Source organism: Pseudomonas sp. LS44, assembly GCF_024730785.1.
In the GTDB taxonomy this organism is placed as follows: Bacteria; Pseudomonadota; Gammaproteobacteria; order Pseudomonadales; family Pseudomonadaceae; genus Aquipseudomonas.
In genome coordinates this window covers 1,171,000-1,191,015 of the sequence record NZ_CP102830.1, presented here as the reverse complement: position 1 = coordinate 1,191,015, position 20,016 = coordinate 1,171,000, and the positions used below count along the sequence as shown (strand labels likewise).

At 64.3% G+C, this 20,016-nt stretch carries 14 protein-coding genes and 1 pseudogene; 7 read left to right on the top strand and 8 right to left on the bottom strand.

Features of this window, described 5'->3' with window-relative positions:
• Window positions 1–61: 61 nt before the first annotated feature.
• The 3 genes from NVV93_RS05280 to NVV93_RS05270 all read right to left on the bottom strand — a co-directional run bounded on the left by NVV93_RS05280 (window position 62) and on the right by NVV93_RS05270 (window position 2,184).
• Window positions 62–883: an aldo/keto reductase gene (locus NVV93_RS05280; RefSeq protein ID WP_258253398.1), complete on the bottom strand. Its 822-nt coding sequence runs from the start codon at window positions 881–883 to the stop codon at window positions 62–64.
• Between the two features lie 29 nt (window positions 884–912).
• On the bottom strand, window positions 913–1,344 hold the full coding sequence (locus tag NVV93_RS05275) for a VOC family protein (protein WP_258253397.1): 432 nt from the start codon (window positions 1,342–1,344) through the stop codon (window positions 913–915).
• Between the two features lie 159 nt (window positions 1,345–1,503).
• Window positions 1,504–2,184 (bottom strand): bifunctional 2-polyprenyl-6-hydroxyphenol methylase/3-demethylubiquinol 3-O-methyltransferase UbiG, encoded by a 681-nt coding sequence (locus NVV93_RS05270; protein WP_258253396.1) that lies wholly within the window; start codon window positions 2,182–2,184, stop codon window positions 1,504–1,506.
• A gap of 198 nt (window positions 2,185–2,382) precedes the next feature.
• On the opposite strand from NVV93_RS05270, the gene NVV93_RS05265 reads away from it, so the two are divergent.
• Window positions 2,383–5,484, top strand: coding sequence for a transglycosylase domain-containing protein (locus NVV93_RS05265; RefSeq protein WP_258253395.1), 3,102 nt, complete (start codon window positions 2,383–2,385; stop codon window positions 5,482–5,484).
• 122 nt (window positions 5,485–5,606) lie between these two features.
• Here the strand turns inward: NVV93_RS05265 and NVV93_RS05260 are convergent, their stop codons facing one another.
• The 3 genes and pseudogenes from NVV93_RS05260 to NVV93_RS05250 form a co-directional block, all read right to left on the bottom strand.
• Entirely contained in the window at window positions 5,607–5,897 is a 291-nt protein-coding gene (locus NVV93_RS05260) for a GYD domain-containing protein (RefSeq protein WP_258253394.1), read from the bottom strand.
• Between the two features lie 361 nt (window positions 5,898–6,258).
• Window positions 6,259–6,348, bottom strand: a pseudogene (locus NVV93_RS05255) (QacE family quaternary ammonium compound efflux SMR transporter); the annotation flags it as partial.
• Window positions 6,349–6,454: 106 nt separating this feature from the next.
• Window positions 6,455–7,090, bottom strand: coding sequence for an FMN-dependent NADH-azoreductase (locus NVV93_RS05250; protein ID WP_258253393.1), 636 nt, complete (start codon window positions 7,088–7,090; stop codon window positions 6,455–6,457).
• 137 nt (window positions 7,091–7,227) lie between these two features.
• Between NVV93_RS05250 and NVV93_RS05245 the strand changes: the two genes are divergently transcribed.
• Complete coding sequence (locus tag NVV93_RS05245) at window positions 7,228–8,109, top strand: LysR substrate-binding domain-containing protein (protein WP_258253392.1); 882 nt, start codon at window positions 7,228–7,230, stop codon at window positions 8,107–8,109.
• A 268-nt stretch (window positions 8,110–8,377) separates the two neighbouring features.
• On the opposite strand, the gene putP is transcribed toward NVV93_RS05245, so the two are convergent.
• A complete protein-coding gene (gene putP, locus NVV93_RS05240) occupies window positions 8,378–9,868 on the bottom strand; it encodes a sodium/proline symporter PutP (RefSeq protein WP_258253391.1) in 1,491 nt (496 codons plus the stop codon).
• Between the two features lie 551 nt (window positions 9,869–10,419).
• Window positions 10,420–13,614, bottom strand: coding sequence for a bifunctional proline dehydrogenase/L-glutamate gamma-semialdehyde dehydrogenase PutA (gene putA, locus NVV93_RS05235; protein ID WP_258253390.1), 3,195 nt, complete (start codon window positions 13,612–13,614; stop codon window positions 10,420–10,422).
• A gap of 193 nt (window positions 13,615–13,807) precedes the next feature.
• Between putA and rfbB the strand changes: the two genes are divergently transcribed.
• From rfbB to lon, 5 genes are all read left to right on the top strand, one after another.
• Window positions 13,808–14,878 carry a dTDP-glucose 4,6-dehydratase gene (gene rfbB, locus NVV93_RS05230; RefSeq protein ID WP_258253389.1) on the top strand — a complete coding sequence of 357 codons (1,071 nt, stop codon included), beginning with the start codon at window positions 13,808–13,810 and terminating at the stop codon, window positions 14,876–14,878.
• Window positions 14,879–14,913: 35 nt separating this feature from the next.
• Window positions 14,914–15,792 carry a glucose-1-phosphate thymidylyltransferase RfbA gene (gene rfbA / locus NVV93_RS05225; protein WP_258253388.1) on the top strand — a complete coding sequence of 293 codons (879 nt, stop codon included), beginning with the start codon at window positions 14,914–14,916 and terminating at the stop codon, window positions 15,790–15,792.
• Window positions 15,789–16,328 (top strand): dTDP-4-dehydrorhamnose 3,5-epimerase, encoded by a 540-nt coding sequence (rfbC, locus tag NVV93_RS05220; RefSeq protein WP_258253387.1) that lies wholly within the window; start codon window positions 15,789–15,791, stop codon window positions 16,326–16,328. Before rfbA ends, rfbC begins: the two co-directional genes overlap by 4 nt.
• Window positions 16,329–16,330: 2 nt before the next feature.
• Entirely contained in the window at window positions 16,331–17,215 is an 885-nt protein-coding gene (gene rfbD / locus NVV93_RS05215; protein ID WP_258253386.1) for a dTDP-4-dehydrorhamnose reductase, read from the top strand.
• A gap of 301 nt (window positions 17,216–17,516) precedes the next feature.
• A complete protein-coding gene (gene lon / locus NVV93_RS05210) occupies window positions 17,517–19,910 on the top strand; it encodes an endopeptidase La (RefSeq protein WP_258253385.1) in 2,394 nt (797 codons plus the stop codon).
• Window positions 19,911–20,016 lie beyond the last annotated feature (106 nt).

Genomic DNA, 20,016 nt, shown 5'->3' with positions numbered 1-20,016 from the left:
ACAACTCCGCGCATCCCATCGCGAATGAATTCGCTCCTACTCGTCCTGCGCGACTCGTCCCCTAAACCATCTCCAGGGCGAGCTTGCGATGCGCTGGCGGGTAGGCGGCGTCGATCAGGGCCAGGTCGTCGGCGCTCAGGCGCAACGCGGCTGCCGCGGCGTTTTGCCGGACATGGTCGGCGTCTAGCGCCTTGGGAATCGCCAGCACCCCGTCACCGCGGATCACCCAGGCCAGCGCGACTTGCGCCGGGGTTGCTTGATGGCGATGGGCAACCTCGAGCAAGGCCGCATTCTCCAGCAGCTCCCCGCCCTGGCCGATGGGACAGTAGGCCATCAGCGGCATGCCTCGGCCGCGTTGCCACGGCAGCAGGTCGAACTCGATAGCGCGCGCCTCGGGGTTGTAGAGCACTTGGTTGGCCGCGCAGGCGTTGTCGCCGAGTTCGTGCAGATCGTCGACATCGAAATTGGATACGCCCCACTGGCCGATCTTGCCCTGCTCGCGCAGTCGCTCGAAGGCTTCGATGGTTTCCGCCAGCGGGTGAGCACCGCGCCAATGCAGGAGATACAGGTCGATCCGTTCCGTGCCCAGGCGCCGCAAGCTGCGTTCGCAGGCGGCCGGTACGCCTTGGCGACTGGCGTTGTGTGGATAGACCTTGCTAACCAGAAACACCTCGTCGCGGCGACCCTGAATCGCCTCGCCGACCACGTCCTCGGCACCTCCTTCGCCATACATCTCGGCGCTATCGATCAGGCTCAGGCCCTGCTCAATGCCCAAGCGCAGCGCCGCTACTTCACGCTTGCGCGCGCTGCGGTCCTCGCCCATCCGCCAGGTGCCCTGACCTATCACCGGCACGTGGGCGCCGGCCAATTCCATTGTGCGCATGTCATTCCTCGTCTATTCGATGCCGCAAATCAGACTTCCACCCAGGGATCGTAACTGCCAAAGCTCCACACATGCCCTTCCAGATCGAGACAGGTGAAGCCGCGGCCACTGTAGTCTTCATCCTTGATGTCGATGACGATCTGCGCGCCGGCTGCCTTGGCCCGCGCATACAGCTCGTCGACCCGTTCGACCACCCGATACACACTCTGGGTGTTACCGCCCGCCTGATCTGACTGGCGCATCAGCTTGCCGTAAGCCGATTGTTCGTCGAGCGAGCCGAGCATCAGCATGCCGGTGCCGCAGTCGAGCTGGGCATGGGCGATACCGCCGTACTCGCTGGGCACTACCAAATGCTCGCTGAAGCCAAAAGCCTTACACAGCCAGGCGATGGCCGCTGGCGCGTTGCGGTAGCGCAGACAGGGAATCAGGTTGGAGCGGGTGTTGTGGGCATGATTGATCATGATGGCCGGCCTCAAGCAGGAGCGTCGCAGACCTCAGCGTAGCCCCGACCTTGCCATTGCAGCAGGCAGAAACCGTGGCCGAACGGGTCGGCGTACTGGGCGATGCGCCCCCAGACTTGACTGCGGATGGCCGGCTCGCAGCAGATCGTAAACAGGCTCTTAGCGGGGCGCGGAGTGCAGCAGCAACAGCAGCGAAACCGGTTGCTCGCTCTCCGGGTGCAGCGGTTCCTGCATCCATTCCAGGCGCCAGCCGGTTTCATGCAGCAAGGCCAGCCAGGATTCCAGGGTGCGGAAGAACCACGGCATCGGTTCCTGGAAGCCTTCACCGAAGCCGGCGAAGGTCTCGACCCGCCAACCGTCCTGATAAGGGCCAGTCCCCCGCGCGCTCCACGGATGCAACGTTTGGATCAGCAGCGAACCGTGCGGCGCCAGAAGACCGTGCAAGGTCTCAAGCATCGGCGCCAGCGGCTCTTCGAGCAGGGCGAAATTGCACACCAGCATGTCAAATTGACCGAGCAGATCGGCCTGGTTATCCAGCTCGGCATAGCCGCATACGCGGTATTGCGCAGAACCGGCGGCACGCGCCACCTCGATCAGCGGCGCGGATGCGTCGACGCCGACCGATTGGATGCCATGCGCCGCCAGCCCGCGACACAGCCATCCTTCGCCACAACCGATATCCAGCACGCGCTTGGGCGCACAGGCGAGCACCGCGCGTAAAATCGCCGCATCGGTGACCAACCGGCGACTTTCGATACGTTGCTCGCGCACCGCCGCGGTCCAGGCATCGGCGTTGGCCTGCCAGCTGTGTTTTAGCTGTTCGCGATGATCGTGCTGCATAGCCTGTCCAAATGGGTTCTGGGCCTGATCGAATAGATCTATTTCAGCCGTTGTCGGGGCAAACTGACAAGATGACCTTAGCGATTCTAGGCTAGGAGTGGCACCTCGGGAGAATCTTGTCAGGAGCTTCGCAGAGACCGACAAGAGCCTCTACGCTCTAGGTAAAGGCATCAAACGTGTAGCCAGGATCACCTCCCTATGGGCGCACTATGGCAATCCGATGCACAACAGACCGCTCCAGCTGCGAGCGGGCTCCCAGAACCTCATTCCCCTAAACCCGCCCCCCGTTCCCAGCTACGTCGCTACTTCTGGTTTCTCTTGTTGCTACTCGCTATTGGCCTTGGCGTGCTGCTGTACGGCGAGGTGCGCACGGCGCGCCTGCAGTCCAGCGAACTCAGCAATTACGCGCAACGCCTCGATTACCGCGTAGAGAGCGGCCCGAGCAGCGCTATCGAGTTTCCCGACGCGGGACCGTTCGACCGCCGCCTCGGCTATGCCTACCTGCCGCAACTACTCGACCGACTGCAGAGGCGCGGCTATCTGATTCTCGCCCAGGCCCAATTTTCCCCGGCGCTGCTTAATTACAGTCAGCGCGGCCTGTTCATTCCCTACCGCGAGAAAATTCAGGCCGGCCTGGCGATTGCCGATTGCAGTGGCGTACCGCTGTACGGCTTCAGCTACCCGCAACAGTTCTATCCGAACTTTGCCAGCATTCCGCCGTTGGTGGTGGGCAGCCTGCTGTTCATTGAAAACCGCGAGCTGCTGGACGAGAAACAACCGCTGGCCAACCCAGCCGTGGACTGGCCGCGCTTCCTCCTGGCGGCCTGGAGCCAGGTCGGCAAGCACGTCGGCCTGGCCGGCCAGTCCGCCGGCGGCAGCACACTGGCCACGCAACTGGAGAAATACCGCCACTCGCCGGAAGGTCGCACCGGCTCGGCCGGCGAGAAGCTCAAGCAGATGATGTCCGCCAGCGTACGCGCCTATCAGCAGGGGCCACAGACATTGGCGGCGCGCCAGGACATCATCCGCGACTACCTCAACAGCGTGCCGCTATCCGCCGCACCGGGGCATGGCGAAATTCATGGTATGGCCGATGGCTTGCGCATCTGGTACGGAGCCGGTTTCGCCCAAGTCAACGCCGCGCTCGCCGATGAGCGCGCCGCCAACCTACCCGCCCGCGCCCTGGCGCTACGGCAGGTGCTGTCGCTGATGATCGCTCAGCGCCGCCCGTCCTATTACTTGGCCCGCGGCCGCGACGAGCTGAACCAGCTAACCGACAGCCACCTGCGCATCCTCGCCAATGGCGGGGTGATCGACAGCGCGCTGCGCGATGCCGCGCTGGCCAGCCAGCTGCGTTTCCGCAACTTGCAGCAGGAGCCGGCGCTGCAGGCCAACGAGATCAACAAAGGCATCAGCGTGGCTCGCAGTCGCCTGTCAGCGATGCTCGACCGGCCGCTATACGACCTCGACCGCCTCGATCTATCCGCCACCACGACGCTCAATGGCACCCTGCAGCAGCAAGTCAGCGAATACCTGCGGCGTCTCGCCGATCCGACCTTCGCCGAGCAGATCGGTCTGTATGGCGAACGCCTGCTGTCACCGGAGAAAACCGCCGAGGTCAATTACAGCTTCACCCTGTTCGAACGCACCACCGACGGTTCACGGGTGCGCGTGCAGACCGACAGTACGGTGCAGCCGTTCGACATCAACGAGGGCAGCAAGCTGGAACTCGGCTCCACCGCCAAGCTGCGCGTACTCACCACCTATCTGGAAGTTATCAACGAACTGCATACGCGCTTCGCCGCCGTGCCGGCAGCCGAACTGCGCAAGGTCGAAGTCGCCGATCCGGATCACTTGACTCGCTGGGCCGTCGACTACCTGATCGATGCCAAGGACCGCAGCCTGCCAGTGATGCTCGAGGCGGCCCTGGAACGCAAATACTCAGCCAGCCCCTATGAAGGCTTCTTCACCGGTGGCGGCATGCACACCTTCAATAACTTCCGCAAAGAAGACAACGGCCGCCGGCCGACCCTGCGCGAAGCCCTGCGCGAATCGATCAACCTGCCGTTCATTCGCCTGCTGCGCGATCTGGTGCGCTACAGCACCTATCAAGGGTCGAACAACAGCGCCGAGCTGCTCAAGGACGATAGCAACCTACGCCGCCAGGAGTATCTGGCACGCTTCGCCGACCGCGAAGGCCGCGTATTCCTGCTGCGCTTCTGGCGCAAATATCAGGGCAAAAACGCCGCCGAACGCCTCGAGACCTTTCTCGACGGCCTGCGCCCAACGGCCTCGCGGCTGGCCGCGGTACACCGCTACCTGATGCCGGGAGTCGACGAACAAACCTTCGGTGCGTTCGTCAATGCGCATCTGCCGCAGGAGAAGATCGGCGAAGAACGCATTCACGAGCTGTATATGAAGTACCGGCCCGGCGCCTTCGATCTGCCTGACCAAGGCTATATCGCCCGCGTGCACCCGCTGGAGCTGTGGCTGCTCGGCTACCTGCTGGAGAACCCGCAAGCCAGTTACAAGGACGCCGCCAACGCCAGCGAATTCGAGCGCCAGGAGGTGTATGCCTGGCTGTTCAAGAGCCGCCACAAAAGCGCACGCGACAGCCGCATCCGCACCATGCTGGAGGTCGAGGCGTTTCTCGATATCCACAGCCGCTGGCAGCGCGTCGGCTACCCGTTCGACCACTTGGTGCCGTCGCTGGCCACCGCCATCGGCAGCTCCGGCGACCGCCCCGCCGCGCTCGCCGAGCTGATGGGAATCATCCAGAACGATGGCGTGCGTCTGCCCACCGTGCGCATCGACAGCCTGCAATTCGCCACGGACACCCCCTACGAAACGCGCCTGGGTATCGACCCGGACCGCGCCGAGCGGGTGCTGCCCAGCGCGGTGGCCGCGGCCCTGCGCGGCGCCCTCGCCCAGGTGGTGGAAGCCGGTACGGCACGCCGTTTGGTCGGGAGTTTCACCCAGGCCGACGGCCAGCCGCTGGTGATGGGCGGCAAGACCGGCACTGGCGACAACCGCATCGAGAGCGTCACCCGCGGCGGCTGGGTGAAGAGTTCGAAGGCGATGAACCGCACCGCGACCTTCGTGTTCTACCTCGGCGACCACCACTACGGCACGCTCACCGCCTTCGTCCCCGGCCGTGCGGCGGAAAACTTCCGCTTCACCTCGGCGTTGCCGGTGCAGGTGCTCAAAGGCATGGCACCGATTCTCCAGCCCTATCTGCAAGGCAGCAGCCCTGGCCAGTGCATGACGCCGAATTCGGGCATGCAGGTCAGCCATCGATAAGTGTTGTAACGCTCCCGCCAGCCCGGTAGCCCGGATGCAATCCGGGGGAAAGCAGGCAACCCCGCTCCCCGGATTACATCCGGGCTACGAACTCAGAGTACGCAGCGGCTAATCCGCAGCCACTAAGGCATGTTGCCGATGATTTTCCTGATCTCCTGCTCGGAGAACCCACGCAGTGTCTGCGTCCGCACATTGCCGAGCGAGCCGGCTTTCAACAGCACGGTGGTTGCGGCCTCGTCGCTCCCCTCGGTGACCACCAGCAGGTCATAGCTGCCAACGGTCCAGTAGACGGCCTTGACGGCCACCCCCAGCCCCTCGGCCATCGCCTTGAAGGCTTGGAAACGATCGGGTGACTCTTTGACCGAGCGAATGCCCTGGTCGGTGAAGTTCAGTAGCGAGATGAAGGTTGCCATGGTCTTACCTCTGGCGAGGTTGATTGATGGCGGTCAGCGAGTCGGCCGCGATTGCCTAGAGGAGGGCCGCCATTCCTCCGAATCCGCGAGTCCGACCGAACGTTGCGCGTACTTGCCATATCACCCTGCGGACGCAGCATGGCTGCTTCGCTGCGGCAGAGAGTCTTGGTAGGCATAGCAGCAGACTGCGACCTGCACATGACCGGTGATCCGCTAAAAAACCGGCCTGCTCAGAGCACGGCAGTGGAGGGCCGCAGCGCGGCCGCCAGCAGGCGGGGTTGCGCGCGGCACCTCCCACGGGGGCCGACAGCCGGCTCCTCCCCAGCCGGCCCGTCACCGCTCAAAAAAATGGCGAGCATCACTACAACCCCGCCACTCCCGCTACGATCAGGGCGACGGCGACCAACTTGGTCGCCGTCAACGCCTCGCCCAGCAACAGCACGCCGAGCGCCGCGGCGGCGACCTCCAGCACGCTCGGCAGCGGCCGGCTGAAAACCTCGGCGTATGGCGAACAGCACCTCGAACGCCGCGCCAGCAGCAGAAACAACCAAGCCATCTCAGAAGCTCCCGGCCAGCTCGGCCAAAGCGCGCTCGGCGCGGGCGTAAGAGTCGGCGAACGACTGGCCGCCGTATTCGTCGTCCTCCACTGCGATCACCGTTACGTCGTCGATGCCGATGAACTCGAGCACCGTGCGCAGGTGGGTGTCGGCGTGGTTGCGCGCGGCGTAAATTGCACCCGGCCCGTAGCCGTGATCGCCACGGGTGGTAACGATCAGCGCCTTCTTGCCGAGCAGACGCGGCGTATAGGGGCTGCGGGGGTTCCCCGGATCGAAATCGAAGGTGCGGCCGATGCGCACCACCTGGTCGACCCAGGCCTTCACCCCGCTGGGCACGCCGAAGTTGTACATGGGCGTGGCGATCACCAGGCGGTCGGCGGCGAACAGCTCATCCACCAGCGTTTCGCTCAAGGCCAAGTCGGCCTGCATCACCTCGTCACGCTCGCCCTCTGGCTGGAAGGCCGCGGCTATCCAACTCTCGTTGATCGGCGCAATGGCCACCCGGCCGACCTCGCGGCGCAGCACCGCGCGCTCACGGTCCTGGGTCTGCCAGGCCAGCAGGAAGGACTCCAGCAGACGCCGGGAATGGGACCGTTCGCCTCGCGGGCTGCCTTGTACGGCAAGAATCTGACTCATCTCAAGCTCCTCTTTCCACGTGATTCGACAAGCGTTTCGTTTGGATGAAACTCAGGAGCTAAGCTATTGCCAGCCGTAACAGCGGACAAATGAGGATTAGTTCACCAAGGTGAATTCAACTCACCCATGGAGCCACGATGTTCGCCAACCTACCGCTCACCGCCCTGCGCACCTTCGAGTCCGCCGCGCGCCTGTCCAGCTTCAAGGCGGCGGCGGCGGAACTGGCGGTGACGCCTACCGCCGTCTCGCACCAGATCCGCAGCCTGGAAAGCTGGCTCGGCGTGCCGCTGTTCGAGCGCCTGCCGCGCAGCGTGCGCCTGACCGCCGGCGGCCAGCGGTTGTTCGACAGCCTGCACGGCGCCTTGCTGGACGTGACCCAGACCCTCGACCAGTTGCGCCCGCAACGCAGCGCCGGCAGCCTGACGCTGTCCACCACCCCGGCCTTCGCCGCGCTGTGGCTGATCCCGCGGCTCGGCCGCTTCTACGCCGAATACCCGGACATCAACCTGCGTCTGGATGCCAGCACGGTGCTGGTCGACCTGCAGCAGGACGCCAGCGTCGACCTGGCGATCCGCTACGGCGTCGGCCAGTACCCGACCCTGCACAGCCAGTGCCTGCTCAACGAGCGCTTCGCGGTCTATGGCTCGCCGACGCTGGTGGCCGGCCTCGGCGACGAGCTGCCGACGCTGATCACCCTGCGCTGGCGCAGTTCGGGCCTGTATGCCTTGGGCTGGCAGGCCTGGTGCGCGGCGGCCGGCGCCGAGCATTGGCTGGTCGGGGCACCGCAGCGCGAGTACGACGAGGAGCACTACGCGCTGCAGGCGGCCATTGCCGGCCAGGGCCTGGTGTTGGCCAGTTCGATCCTAGTGTCGGAGTCGGTGGCGAGCGGCCTGCTGGAGCAATACCGGCCGGAAATCAGCGTGCCCGGCGCGGGCTATTCGGCGTTGTGCGTGCCGGGGCGGGAACGCCATCCGCCGGTCAAGGCCTTCCTCGCCTGGCTCGGTCGCGAGGTGGGCTGAAGCGGCGGCACCCCACCACCCGTAGGAGCGAATTCATTCGCGAATTGGGCAACTCCGTGCGACTCCATCGCGAATGAATTCGCTCCTACAAATAATCGCGGGCCGCTTTACCAGTGCGATCCGGGCAAAAAAAACCGGCCCAGGGGGCCGGTTGAAGCACATCGGGTCGCGGAGGGAGAGTCCCGGAACCAGGCATGAAGGACCTCGTTCCAGGCCGTCAGCCGCGGTGCGACCAGGCCGCGGCGACGGTTGTAGCCACAGAGCGCACTCAGATATGCGCGTCCTGGTATTCCTGCTCGGCCTCGTCGAAGTTCTTCAGCATGGTCGGCGACGGGCCGTTGCCGATGCGGCTGAAGATCAGGATGGCGAGGGTGGCGAGGATGAAGCCGGGGATGATTTCGTACAGGCCCAGGCCGATCCAGTTCTTCCACACGATCACGGTGACCGCGCCGACCAGCATGCCGGCCAGCGCGCCGTTGCGGGTCATGCCCTTCCACAGCAGGGAGAGGATCACCACCGGGCCGAAGGCGGCGCCGAAGCCGGCCCAGGCGTAGGACACCAGGCCGAGCACGCGGTTATCCGGGTTGGCGGCCAGGCCGATGGCGATCAGCGCGACCAGCAGGACCATGGCGCGGCCGACCCAGACCAGCTCGGTCTGGCTGGCGTCCTTGCGCAGGAAGGATTTGTAGAAGTCCTCGGTCAGCGCGCTGGAGCACACCAGCAGCTGGCAGCTCAGGGTGCTCATGATCGCGGCGAGGATGGCGGACAGCAGGATGCCGGCGATCCACGGGTTGAACAGGATCTTGGCCAGTTCGATGAACACCCGCTCGGGGTTCTCGCCCACCGCGCCAGCCTGATCCGGATGCGCGGAGAAGTAGGCGATGCCGAAGAAGCCCACGGCCACGGCGCCGGCCAGGCAGAGGATCATCCAGGTCATGGAGATGCGCCGGGCGGCCGGGATGGCCTTCACCGACTCGGCGGCCATGAAGCGCGCGAGGATGTGCGGCTGGCCGAAGTAGCCCAGGCCCCAGGCCATCAGCGAGATCACGCCGACGAAGCTGGCGCCCTTGAGCATGTCGAGGTTGGCGGCGTCCTTCAGCTCGATGGCGGCAATGGTCGGATCGACGCCGCCGGTGGCGAGCAGCACGATGACCGGGGTGAGGATCAGGGCGAAGATCATCAGCGTCGCCTGCACGGTGTCGGTCCAGCTCACCGCCAGGAAGCCGCCGATGAAGGTGTAGGCGATGGTCGCCGCGGCACCGGCCCACAGCGCGGTCCCGTAGGACAGGCCGAAGGTGCTCTCGAACAGGCGCGCGCCGGCGACGATGCCGGAGGCGCAGTAGATGGTGAAGAACACCAGGATCACCACCGCGGCGAAGATGCGCAGGATCTTGCTGTTGTCCTCGAAGCGGTTGGTGAAGTAGTCCGGCAGGGTCAGGGCGTTGCCGGCGTGCTCGGTCTGCACGCGCAGGCGACCAGCGACGAACAGCCAGTTGAGGTAGGCGCCGACGATCAGGCCGATGGCGATCCAGCTTTCCGAGATACCGGCGAGGAAGATCGCGCCGGGCAGGCCCATCAGCAGCCAGCCGCTCATGTCGGAGGCGCCGGCGGACAGCGCGGTGACGAAGGCACCGAGGCTGCGGCCGCCGAGGATGTAGTCGGACAGGTTCTTGGTGCGCAGATAGGCGTACAGGCCGATGAGAACCATCGCGGCGATGTACACCACGAAAGTGATCAGCATGGGGGTGCTGGCTGTCATGGGGGGATTACCCTCTCGAGTTGTTGTTATTGCGCCGCGACGGATAGTCCGCGACATGGGTTGGCACAAATGCCCGCTTGTGGCGGGCTAACCCCCCTCGCCCATGAATGGGAGAGGGGCCGAAGGAAAGGGTAAAACGCCCCTCTCCCTAACCCTCTCCCGTAAACGGGAGAGGGGACAAAAAGCGTCGATCTGGCCGCTTTGGTGGCTTAGCCGCGTAGCGGCGTAATCCACCGGCGTCCAGCAAAGCTGGTGGGTTACGCCTACGGCTAACCCACCCTACGAATCGGATACCAATCAGTCAGGCCCCGATGCCATCCGGGCTACAGATTAACCCTCTCCCGTAAACGGAAGTGGGGGGACAAAAGCCAAGGCATCCTGCCAGGCACTCCCCTCTCCCACTTGTGGGAGAGGGGCCGGTGAGAGGGAAAACCGGCAGCACCGCCCTCTCCCGCCAGGTCCTTCCAACTTTACAGCGCTCGCTTGCGTAGCCCGGATGCAATCCGGGATTTCTCGGAACCGCTGCCCCGGATTGCAATCCGGGCTACTACTTACGACTCCGCGTCGCCCAGCGACAGCAGCGAGGCGTTGCCACCGACCGCGGTGGTGTTCACCGAGGTGCTGCGTTCGTTGACGAAGCGCAACAGGTAGCTCGGCCCACCGGCCTTCGGCCCGGTGCCGGACAGGCCGCAGCCGCCGAACGGCTGGACGCCGACCACCGCGCCGATCTGGTTGCGGTTGACATAGAGGTTGCCGACCCGCGCCAGCGCCTCGATGCGCCGCGCGGTTTCCTCATTACGGCTGTGCACGCCGAGGGTCAGGCCGTAACCGGTGGCGTTGATCGCCGCGACCACCTGCTCCAGCTCGCTGGCCTGGAAGCGCACGAGGTGCAGTACCGGGCCGAAGTTTTCCTTCTTCAACTCGTGAATGCCAGCGATCTCGAACGCCACCGGGGCGACGAAGTGGCCGTCCAGACCGGCCGGCAGCTCGGCTTCGGCAATCAGCTTGCCCGCGCCTTTCAGCTGCTGGATATGCGCCAGCAGGCCAGCGCGGGCTTCGGCGTCGATCACCGGGCCGACGTCGCTTTCACGCAGGTGGGTCGGGCCGATCTTCAACTCGGCCATGGCGCCCTTGATCAGGTCGATGACCCGCTCGGCGATGTCCGCCTGCACGTACAGCACGCGCAACGCCGAGCAGCGCTGGCCGGCGCTGGTGAAGGCCGACTGCACGGCGTCCTTGACCACCTGCTCGGGCAGCGCGGTGGAGTCGACGATCATGGCGTTCTGGCCGCCGGTCTCGGCGATCAGCGCGGCGATCGGGCCGTCTTTCTCGGCCAGTTGGCGGTTGATGACCCGCGCGGTGTCGGTGGAGCCGGTGAAGCACACCCCGGCCAGACGCGCGTCGCGGCAGAACACGCCGCCGAGGGTGGCACCGTCGCCGGGCAGGAAGGCGATCACGTCCTGCGGCAGGCCGGCTTCGAACAGCAGTTCCAGGGCGCGCGCGGCGATCAGGCTGGTCTGCTCGGCCGGCTTGGCCAACACGCAGTTGCCGGCCACCAGCGCGGCGCTGATCTGCCCGAGGTAGATGGCCAGCGGGAAGTTCCACGGGCTGACGCAGGCGAACACGCCGCGACCTTCGTGGAACAGCTCGTTGCGCTCGCCGGTCGGCCCTTGCAGCTCCTCGCGGCCGAGGCGCAGGCGCGCCTGCTGGGCGTAGTAGCGGCAGAAGTCGACCGCCTCGCGCACTTCGTCGATGCCATCCTGCAGGCTCTTGCCGGCTTCCAGGGTGCACAGCGCCATCAGCTCGGCACGATAGCTTTCCAGCAGGTCGGCCAGACGTTCGAGGATCGCCGCGCGCGCATCGACCGGGGTGGCATTCCAGCGCGGCCAGGCGGCGCTCAGCGCCTCCATGGCCTGCTTGGCCTGGGCGGCACTGGCGAACTGCGCGGTGCCGACCAACCGGCTCAGCTCATAAGGGCAGCGCACTTCTTGCGCGGTGCCAGGCAGGGCCTGCCCATTGATCACCGGCGCGGCTTGCCATTGACGATTGAGGTGCGGCTGGTAGGCGCGCTCCAGTTCGGTCCACTGGGTCTGGATGTTCATGTTGAGGCCTTGGGAGTTTTGCCGCGCCGCGCCGAACAGCTCTGCCGGGAGCACGATCTTGTCATTAGCGAGGGTTGTGAACTTGCGCAGTTGCGTCACCGGATGATCGATCAGGGACGCCACCGGCACGCTGGGGTCGACCAGCTGGTGGACGAACGACGAGTTGGCGCCGTTCTCCAGCAGGCGGCGGACCAGATAGGGCAGCAGGTCCTTGTGCGCGCCGACCGGGGCGTAGATGCGCACGTTCTTGCGGTGTTGCTCGAGGATGGTGTCGTACAACGCATCGCCCATGCCGTGCAGGCGCTGAAACTCGAAATTACGCTCCTCACCGGTGCGGCCCTTGGCCTCGGCGGCCATGGCCAGGATGCAGCTGACGGTGTGGGCGTTGTGGCTGGCGAACTGCGGGTAGATCACCCCGCGGGTGAACTCCGAGAGCAGGTAGCGCGCGCAGGCCAGATAGGAGGTGTCGGTGCCTTCCTTGCGGGTGAACACCGGGTAGCCATCCAGGCCCCACTGCTGGCACTGCTTGATCTCGCTGTCCCAGTAGGCGCCCTTGACCAGGCGCAGCGGCATCTTGGCGCCGAGCTCCTTGCCCAGCAGGGTCAGCCACACCAGCACCGGCAGGCAGCGCTTGGAATAGGCCTGCACCACCAGGCCGAACTCGCCCCAGCCGGCGATGGCCGGGTCGCGCATGAGCTTCTCGTACAGCTCCAGCGACAGCTCCAGGCGATCGGCTTCCTCGGCGTCGACGGAGATGCCGACATCCAGCTTGCGCGCGCGGATCGCCAGCTCGCGGACGTTGGCGAACAGCTCGGTGAGCACACGCTCGCGCTGCGCCACTTCGTAGCGCGGGTGCAGGGCGGACAGCTTGATCGAGATCGACGGCCGCGGGCCGGGGCCGACCTGCGGCTCGGCGCCGACGGTGTCGATGGCCTTGCGGTAGTCGGCCATGTACTTCTCGGCGTCGGCGGCGGTCAGCGCCGCTTCGCCGAGCATGTCGAAGGAATAGGTGTAGCCCTGCTCGCGCTGCGGGCGGCCGTTCTTCAGCGCTTCGCTGATGGTGCGGCCGAGCACGAACTGCTTGCCCATCAGCTTCATCGCCTGGTTCATGGCGGCGCGGATCACCGGCTCGCCGGAGCGCTGGAGCAGCTTGCCGAGCACGTTCTTCGGCCGGCCATCGGCGGTTTCCGGGTCGACCACCTTGCCGGTCATCACCAGGCCCCAGGCGGCGAAGTTGACCAGCACGTTGTCGCTCTTGCCGAGGTGGCGCTCCCACTCGGCGGCGGAGAGCTTGTCGCGGATCAGCGCGTCGGCGGTGGCGGCGTCCGGCACGCGCAGCAAAGCCTCGGCCAGGCACATGAGCATCAGCCCTTCCTGGGTATCGAGGCTGTACTGACGCAATAGGGCGTCGAGGGTATCGACGGCGTTGTCCCGGCTACGGACGTCTTCGATCAGGGTCCGGGCCTCTTGGCGGATGGCCTCGATGCCGGCGTCACCGGGGTCGGCGAGCTGCAAGAGTTCTTGGAGATAGGCGGCCTCGTCAACGTTGTAGTTGGCGCTGATCTGGGGAAAGAAATCGGCTGCCTTTTGGGACGCGATCCGGGTCAGGAAATCGGCCTGCAAGACGTGACTGGCTTTGAACATCACGCCCATCCTCTTGTGGAGTCTGTTGTTATGGGTCTAGCAGTAATTTCAACGACCTACCCATAACTGTTCGGCTTAAGTGGCCTGGCATTCAAACGGATGGGGAATTTACTGAGGAAAGACGGCTAGCTCTTGCGACCTGGCGCCGCTGCCGACAAGCTAGTCGCCTGTTTTCAAGGATTAGGAAGTCGCTATGCGCATTCTGGTAACCGGCGGCGCCGGGTTTATTGGCTCGGCGGTGGTTCGCCACTTGATTCAAGACACCGCCAACGAGGTCGCCAACCTCGACAGCCTGACCTATGCAGGCAATCTGGAATCACTGGCGGAGTCGGCCAATTCACCGCGTTATCGCTTCTATCAGGAGGACATCTGCGACGCCCCCGCGCTACAGCGGGTGTTCAGCGAATTCCAACCCGACGCCGTGATGCACCTGGCCGCCGAGTCGCATGTCGACCGCTCGATCGATGGGCCGTCGGAGTTTATCCAGACCAATATCGTTGGCACCTACACCTTTCTGGAGGCGGCTCGCCAGTACTGGAACGGCCTGGATGCGCAACGCAAAACCGACTTCCGCTTCCACCACATTTCCACCGATGAGGTGTATGGCGATCTGCAAGGCACGGATGATTTGTTCACCGAAACCACACCGTATTCGCCCAGCTCACCATACTCGGCCTCCAAGGCCAGCTCCGACCACTTGGTGCGCGCCTGGCAACGGACTTACGGCTTGCCGGTACTGATCACCAATTGTTCAAACAATTACGGGCCGTACCATTTCCCGGAAAAACTGATCCCGCATGTGATCCTCAACGCCCTGGCCGGCAAACCCCTGCCGGTGTATGGCGATGGCTCGCAGATTCGCGACTGGCTCTATGTGGAAGACCACGCCCGGGCGCTGGTGCAAGTGGTCAGCCGTGGCCAGGTTGGCGAGACGTACAACATCGGCGGGCACAACGAGAAGCGCAATCTCGAAGTGGTGCAGAGCATCTGCGCTCTGTTGGATGAGTTGGTGCCGCTGAGCCAGGCAAGCACCGGGCAGCGTTCGTACCAAGAACTGATCACCTTCGTGAAAGACCGCCCCGGCCACGACCGCCGCTACGCCATCGATGCGTCGAAGATCGAGCGCGAGCTGGGCTGGGTACCGCAGGAAAGCTTCGAGACCGGGCTGCGCAAAACGGTGCAGTGGTACCTGAACAACCGTCAATGGTGGCAGCGGGTATTGAGTGGCGACTATCGACTAGACCGCCTCGGCGAGCACGCCTGAGCAAACCCCTGGAATTAGTAGAGGCAGGAGAAAACATGAAAGGAATAATTCTGGCCGGCGGCTCCGGTACCCGTCTGCACCCCATCACCCGGGGCGTGTCGAAGCAGCTATTGCCAATCTATGACAAACCGATGATCTATTACCCGTTATCGGTGCTGATGCTGGCGGGAATTCGCGAAGTCCTGGTGATCTCCACACCCGAGGACCTACCCAGCTTTCGCAATCTGCTCGGCGATGGCAGCGAGTTTGGCATCTCTTTGAGCTATGCCGAGCAGCCATCCCCGGACGGGCTGGCTCAAGCCTTTCTGATTGGCGAAGAGTTCATCGGCGACAGCAGCGTGTGCCTGGTTCTGGGCGACAACATTTTCTATGGCTATGGCTTCAGCGCCATGCTGCGCGAGGCCGCCAATCGCCCTAGCGGAGCCACGGTGTTCGGTTATCACGTCGCCGACCCGGAACGCTTCGGCGTGGTCGAGTTCGATGGCGCCGGCAAAGCCATCTCGATCGAGGAGAAGCCCAAGGCGCCGAAGTCCCACTATGCGGTCACCGGGTTGTATTTCTACGACAACTCGGTGGTGCAGATCGCCAAGCAGGTGCGGCCCTCCGCGCGCGGCGAGCTGGAAATCACCGATGTGAACAATGCCTATCTGCAGCGCGGCGATCTGCATGTCAGCCTGCTCGGCCGTGGCTTCGCCTGGCTCGACACCGGCACCCATGACTCGCTGATGGAAGCCGGCCATTACGTGCAAACCATCGAAACCCGTCAGGGCCTGAAAGTCGCCTGCCTGGAGGAGATCGCCTACCACCAGGGCTGGTTGTCGGCAGAGCAGCTCGGCCGCCAGGCTAAAGCCTTGAGCAAGACCGGTTATGGCCAGTATCTCCAGCGCCTGCTGGAAGAGGAGAGTACGCAGTGAAGGTGATTGAAACGGTTCTGCCGGGCGTGCTGATCATCGAGCCGAAAACCTTCGGCGACGCGCGCGGCTTTTTCCTGGAAAGCTTCCAGGTCGAGCGCTACCGCGAGGCCGGTATCGACCTGCCGTTCGTCCAGGACAACCACTCGCGCTCGCAACGCGGCGTACTGCGCGGCCTGCATTTTCAGCGCACGCGGCCGCAGGGCAAGCTGGTCAGCGTCAGCCGTGGCGCGGTGTATGACGTGGCGGTGGACGTCGACCCGGCCTCACCCACCTGCGGGCGCTACGTCGGCGTCGAACTGAATGACGACAACCACCGCCAGCTGTGGGTGCCGCCAGGCTATGCGCATGGCTTCTGCGTGCTCAGCGAAGTCGCCGACTTCCAGTACAAGTGCACCGATCTGTATTTCCCCGAGGATGAAGGCGGATTGCTCTGGAACGACCCGGACGTGAACATCCCCTGGCCGATTACCGAACCCTTGCTGTCCGAGAAGGATCAGCGCAATCCCCGTCTGCGCAACCTCACGGGCAGGGAATGACGATGAAGGTATTGATCACCGGCGCCCACGGTCAGGTCGGCCATGAACTGCTGCGCCACGCACCGGCTGACTTCGAAGTCCACGGGCTGGGCTCGGCCGAGCTGGACATCGCTGACGCCGCGCAGGTGCAAGCAGCCGTCGAACACCTGCGCCCGCAACTGATCATCAACGCCGCCGCCTACACGGCGGTGGACAAGGCCGAGAGCGAGGCCGAGCGCGCCTATGCGGTCAACCGCGACGGCGTGACCCATCTGGCCCGCGCCGCAGCCGAACTCGGCATTCCGGTTCTGCACATCTCCACCGATTACGTGTTCGCCGGTGACGCCGAGCAGCCCTACCGGGAAACCGATGCGACCGCGCCAAGCGGCGTGTACGGCGCCAGCAAGCTGGCTGGCGAGCAGGCGCTGAGTGAACTGTGTCCGCAGCATCTGATCCTGCGCACCAGCTGGGTGTTTGGCGCGCACGGCAACAACTTCGTCAAAACCATGCTGCGCCTGGGCCGCGAGCGGGACACGCTGGGCGTGGTGGCCGACCAGCGCGGCGGCCCGACCCCGGCCGCCGCCATCGCCGACGCGCTCTGGCAGCTGGCGACGCGCTATCGCGAGCAAGGCGCTCTGCACTGGGGGATTTTTCACTTCAGCGGCACGCCAGCCTGCACCTGGCATGCCTTCGCGGTGGAGATCTTTCGCCAGGCCGCCGAACTGGGTTTGCTGGAGCGCGAGCCACAGGTCAATGCGATCAGCAGCGCGGCCTACCCGACTCCAGCCAAGCGACCGGCCTGGTCGGTGCTCGACGGCGAGCGGCTGCGGCAAGCCCACGGCATTGGCGCGCCGGACTGGCGGCTGGGTCTGCGCGAGGTATTGCTAGAGCTGGCGGAGCGCTATTGATCAGGCCCGCTGAAGTTTGAACTTTCAGCCGGCAGTCCGCAGTCGTAGGGCGGGTTAGCCTCGTAGCGGCGTAACCCGCCATGGATGTCGGCAGGCATCCCAGTGGCCGGCCCTGCGACCAGTCGGTGGGTTACGGCCTGCGGCCTAACCCACCCTACGAAAATCAAGAAATCAAAGGGCCGGATCAATAACAGGCCGCCTGCTAGGTCGGAACCGACCAGCGTCTCGCGAGATCGTCACCATTGAAATCACTCGTGGGTCGACCCATCTACAAGGGAGACCATTGAGCGCAAGGTGCCGAATGAGCGATCAGGAATCCAATCCAGACGTCCTCGAAGAGACTTCTGTCCGTTATCCGAAAGGTTTGACCCTGCATGCGCAAACGCTGCCGGATCGTCTGCACGTCATCCCGATTCACAACCGCCCGTTCTTTCCCGCCCAGGTGTTGCCGGTCATCGTCGACGAGAAGCCCTGGGCCGAGACGCTGGAGCGCGTGGCCAGCACCGAACACAAGTGCTTGGCGCTGTTTTTTGTCGATGAACCGTTCACCACCGAGGCGCACTTCGACCCCGACGCCTTGCCTACCCACGGCACCCTGGTGCGCGTTCACCATGCCTCGAAGGAAGGTGGCAAGCTGCAATTCGTCGCCCAGGGCCTGCAGCGGGTGCGCATCCGCAACTGGTTGAGCCGCAAGCCGCCCTATCTCGCGGAAGTCGACTATCCCGCCAGCCCGGTGCAATCCAAGGACGAAGTGAAGGCCTATGGCATGGCACTGATCAATGCGATCAAGGAGCTGCTGCCGCTCAACCCGTTGTACAGCGAAGAACTGAAGAATTACCTGAACCGCTTCAGCCCCAACGACCCGTCGCCGCTGACCGACTTCGCCGCCGCGCTGACCACCGCGCCGGGCGCCGAGCTACAGGAGGTGCTGGACTGCGTGCCAATGCTCAAACGCATGGAGAAGGTCCTGCCGCTGCTGCGCAAGGAGGTCGAGGTCGCGCGCCTGCAAAACGAGCTGTCCGCCGAGGTTAATCGCAAGATCGGCGAACATCAGCGCGAGTTCTTCCTCAAGGAACAGCTGAAGATCATCCAGCACGAACTGGGTATCACCAAGGACGATAAAAGCGCCGACGCCGATGAGTTCCGCGCTCGTTTGGAGGGCAAGACCCTGCCGGCGCAGGCACAGAAGCGCCTCGATGAAGAGCTCAACAAGCTGTCGATCCTCGAGACCGGCTCGCCGGAATACGCCGTCACCCGCAATTATCTGGACTGGGCCACCGCCCTGCCCTGGGGTGTGTACGGCAAGGACAAGCTCGATCTCAAGCACGCACGCAAAGTGCTCGACCGGCACCACGCAGGGCTTGGCGACATCAAGGATCGTATCCTCGAATTCCTTGCTGTCGGCGCCTTCAAGGGCGAAATCGCCGGTTCCATCGTGTTGCTGGTCGGGCCGCCCGGGGTGGGCAAGACCAGCATCGGCAAATCCATCGCCGAATCGCTGGGTCGGCCGTTCTACCGCTTTAGCGTCGGCGGCATGCGCGATGAGGCAGAGATCAAGGGCCACCGCCGCACCTACATCGGCGCCCTGCCCGGCAAGCTGGTGCAGGCCTTGAAAGAGGTCGAAGTGATGAACCCGGTGATCATGCTCGACGAGATCGACAAGCTCGGCGCCAGCTATCAAGGCGACCCGGCCTCGGCGCTGCTGGAAACCCTCGACCCCGAACAGAACGTCGAATTCCTCGACCATTACCTGGACCTGCGCCTGGACTTGTCCAAGGTGTTGTTCGTCTGCACGGCCAACACTCTGGACTCGATCCCCGGGCCGCTACTCGACCGCATGGAGGTGATTCGCCTGTCCGGCTATATCGCCGAGGAAAAGCTCGCCATCGCCAAACGCCACCTGTGGCCCAAGCAATTGGCCAAGGCCGGGGTGCCCAAAGAGCGCCTGGCGATCAGCGATACCGCACTGCGGGCGGTGATCGAGGGCTACGCTCGCGAGGCCGGGGTGCGCCAGTTGGAGAAGCAACTGGGCAAGCTGATTCGTAAGTCGGTTGTTCAGTTACTGGAGAATCCCGAGACCAACGTGAAGATCGGCGCCAAGGATCTGGAAAGCTATCTCGGCGCACCGGTGTTCCGCACCGAACAGGTGCTTTCCGGCGTCGGAGTGATCACCGGGCTGGCCTGGACCAGCATGGGCGGCGCGACCCTGCCGATCGAAGCGACGCGCATCCACACCCTCAATCGCGGCTTCAAGCTCACCGGTCAACTGGGCGATGTGATGAAGGAGTCGGCGGAAATCGCTTACAGCTACATCAGTTCGCACCTCAAGCAGTACAAGGGCGACCCGACGTTCTTCGACCAGGCGTTCGTCCACTTGCACGTACCGGAAGGCGCGACACCAAAAGACGGCCCCAGCGCTGGCGTGACCATGGCCAGCGCCCTGCTGTCGCTGGCGCGCAACCAGGAGCCGAAGAGGGACGTGGCGATGACCGGCGAGTTGACCCTGACTGGTCAGGTGCTGCCAATTGGCGGCGTTCGGGAAAAAGTCATCGCCGCGCGGCGCCAGAAGATCTTCGAATTGATTCTGCCGGAGCCCAATCGCGGCGACTTCGAGGAGCTGCCCACCTACCTCAAGGAAGGCCTGACCGTGCATTTCGCCAAGCGCTTCAGCGATGTCGCCAAGGTGCTTTTCTAAGAACCTGCTTACGATCTCGCGAGCTAGAGCCAGACAAGGCGAAATCGGGCGAAGAAGCGCAGTTTACGCGTTGTAAATGAGCATTCTGAGCCCGGTTTCAACGCCG

Coding starts and splice junctions, on each gene's coding strand:
- NVV93_RS05280 (WP_258253398.1), bottom strand. CDS start 883: ATGCGCACAATGGAATTGGCCGGCGCCCACGTGCCGGTGATAGGTCAG.
- NVV93_RS05275 (WP_258253397.1), bottom strand. CDS start 1,344: ATGATCAATCATGCCCACAACACCCGCTCCAACCTGATTCCCTGTCTG.
- NVV93_RS05270 (WP_258253396.1), bottom strand. CDS start 2,184: ATGCAGCACGATCATCGCGAACAGCTAAAACACAGCTGGCAGGCCAAC.
- NVV93_RS05265 (WP_258253395.1), top strand. CDS start 2,383: ATGGGCGCACTATGGCAATCCGATGCACAACAGACCGCTCCAGCTGCG.
- NVV93_RS05260 (WP_258253394.1), bottom strand. CDS start 5,897: ATGGCAACCTTCATCTCGCTACTGAACTTCACCGACCAGGGCATTCGC.
- NVV93_RS05250 (WP_258253393.1), bottom strand. CDS start 7,090: ATGAGTCAGATTCTTGCCGTACAAGGCAGCCCGCGAGGCGAACGGTCC.
- NVV93_RS05245 (WP_258253392.1), top strand. CDS start 7,228: ATGTTCGCCAACCTACCGCTCACCGCCCTGCGCACCTTCGAGTCCGCC.
- putP (WP_258253391.1), bottom strand. CDS start 9,868: ATGACAGCCAGCACCCCCATGCTGATCACTTTCGTGGTGTACATCGCC.
- putA (WP_258253390.1), bottom strand. CDS start 13,614: ATGTTCAAAGCCAGTCACGTCTTGCAGGCCGATTTCCTGACCCGGATC.
- rfbB (WP_258253389.1), top strand. CDS start 13,808: ATGCGCATTCTGGTAACCGGCGGCGCCGGGTTTATTGGCTCGGCGGTG.
- rfbA (WP_258253388.1), top strand. CDS start 14,914: ATGAAAGGAATAATTCTGGCCGGCGGCTCCGGTACCCGTCTGCACCCC.
- rfbD (WP_258253386.1), top strand. CDS start 16,331: ATGAAGGTATTGATCACCGGCGCCCACGGTCAGGTCGGCCATGAACTG.
- lon (WP_258253385.1), top strand. CDS start 17,517: ATGAGCGATCAGGAATCCAATCCAGACGTCCTCGAAGAGACTTCTGTC.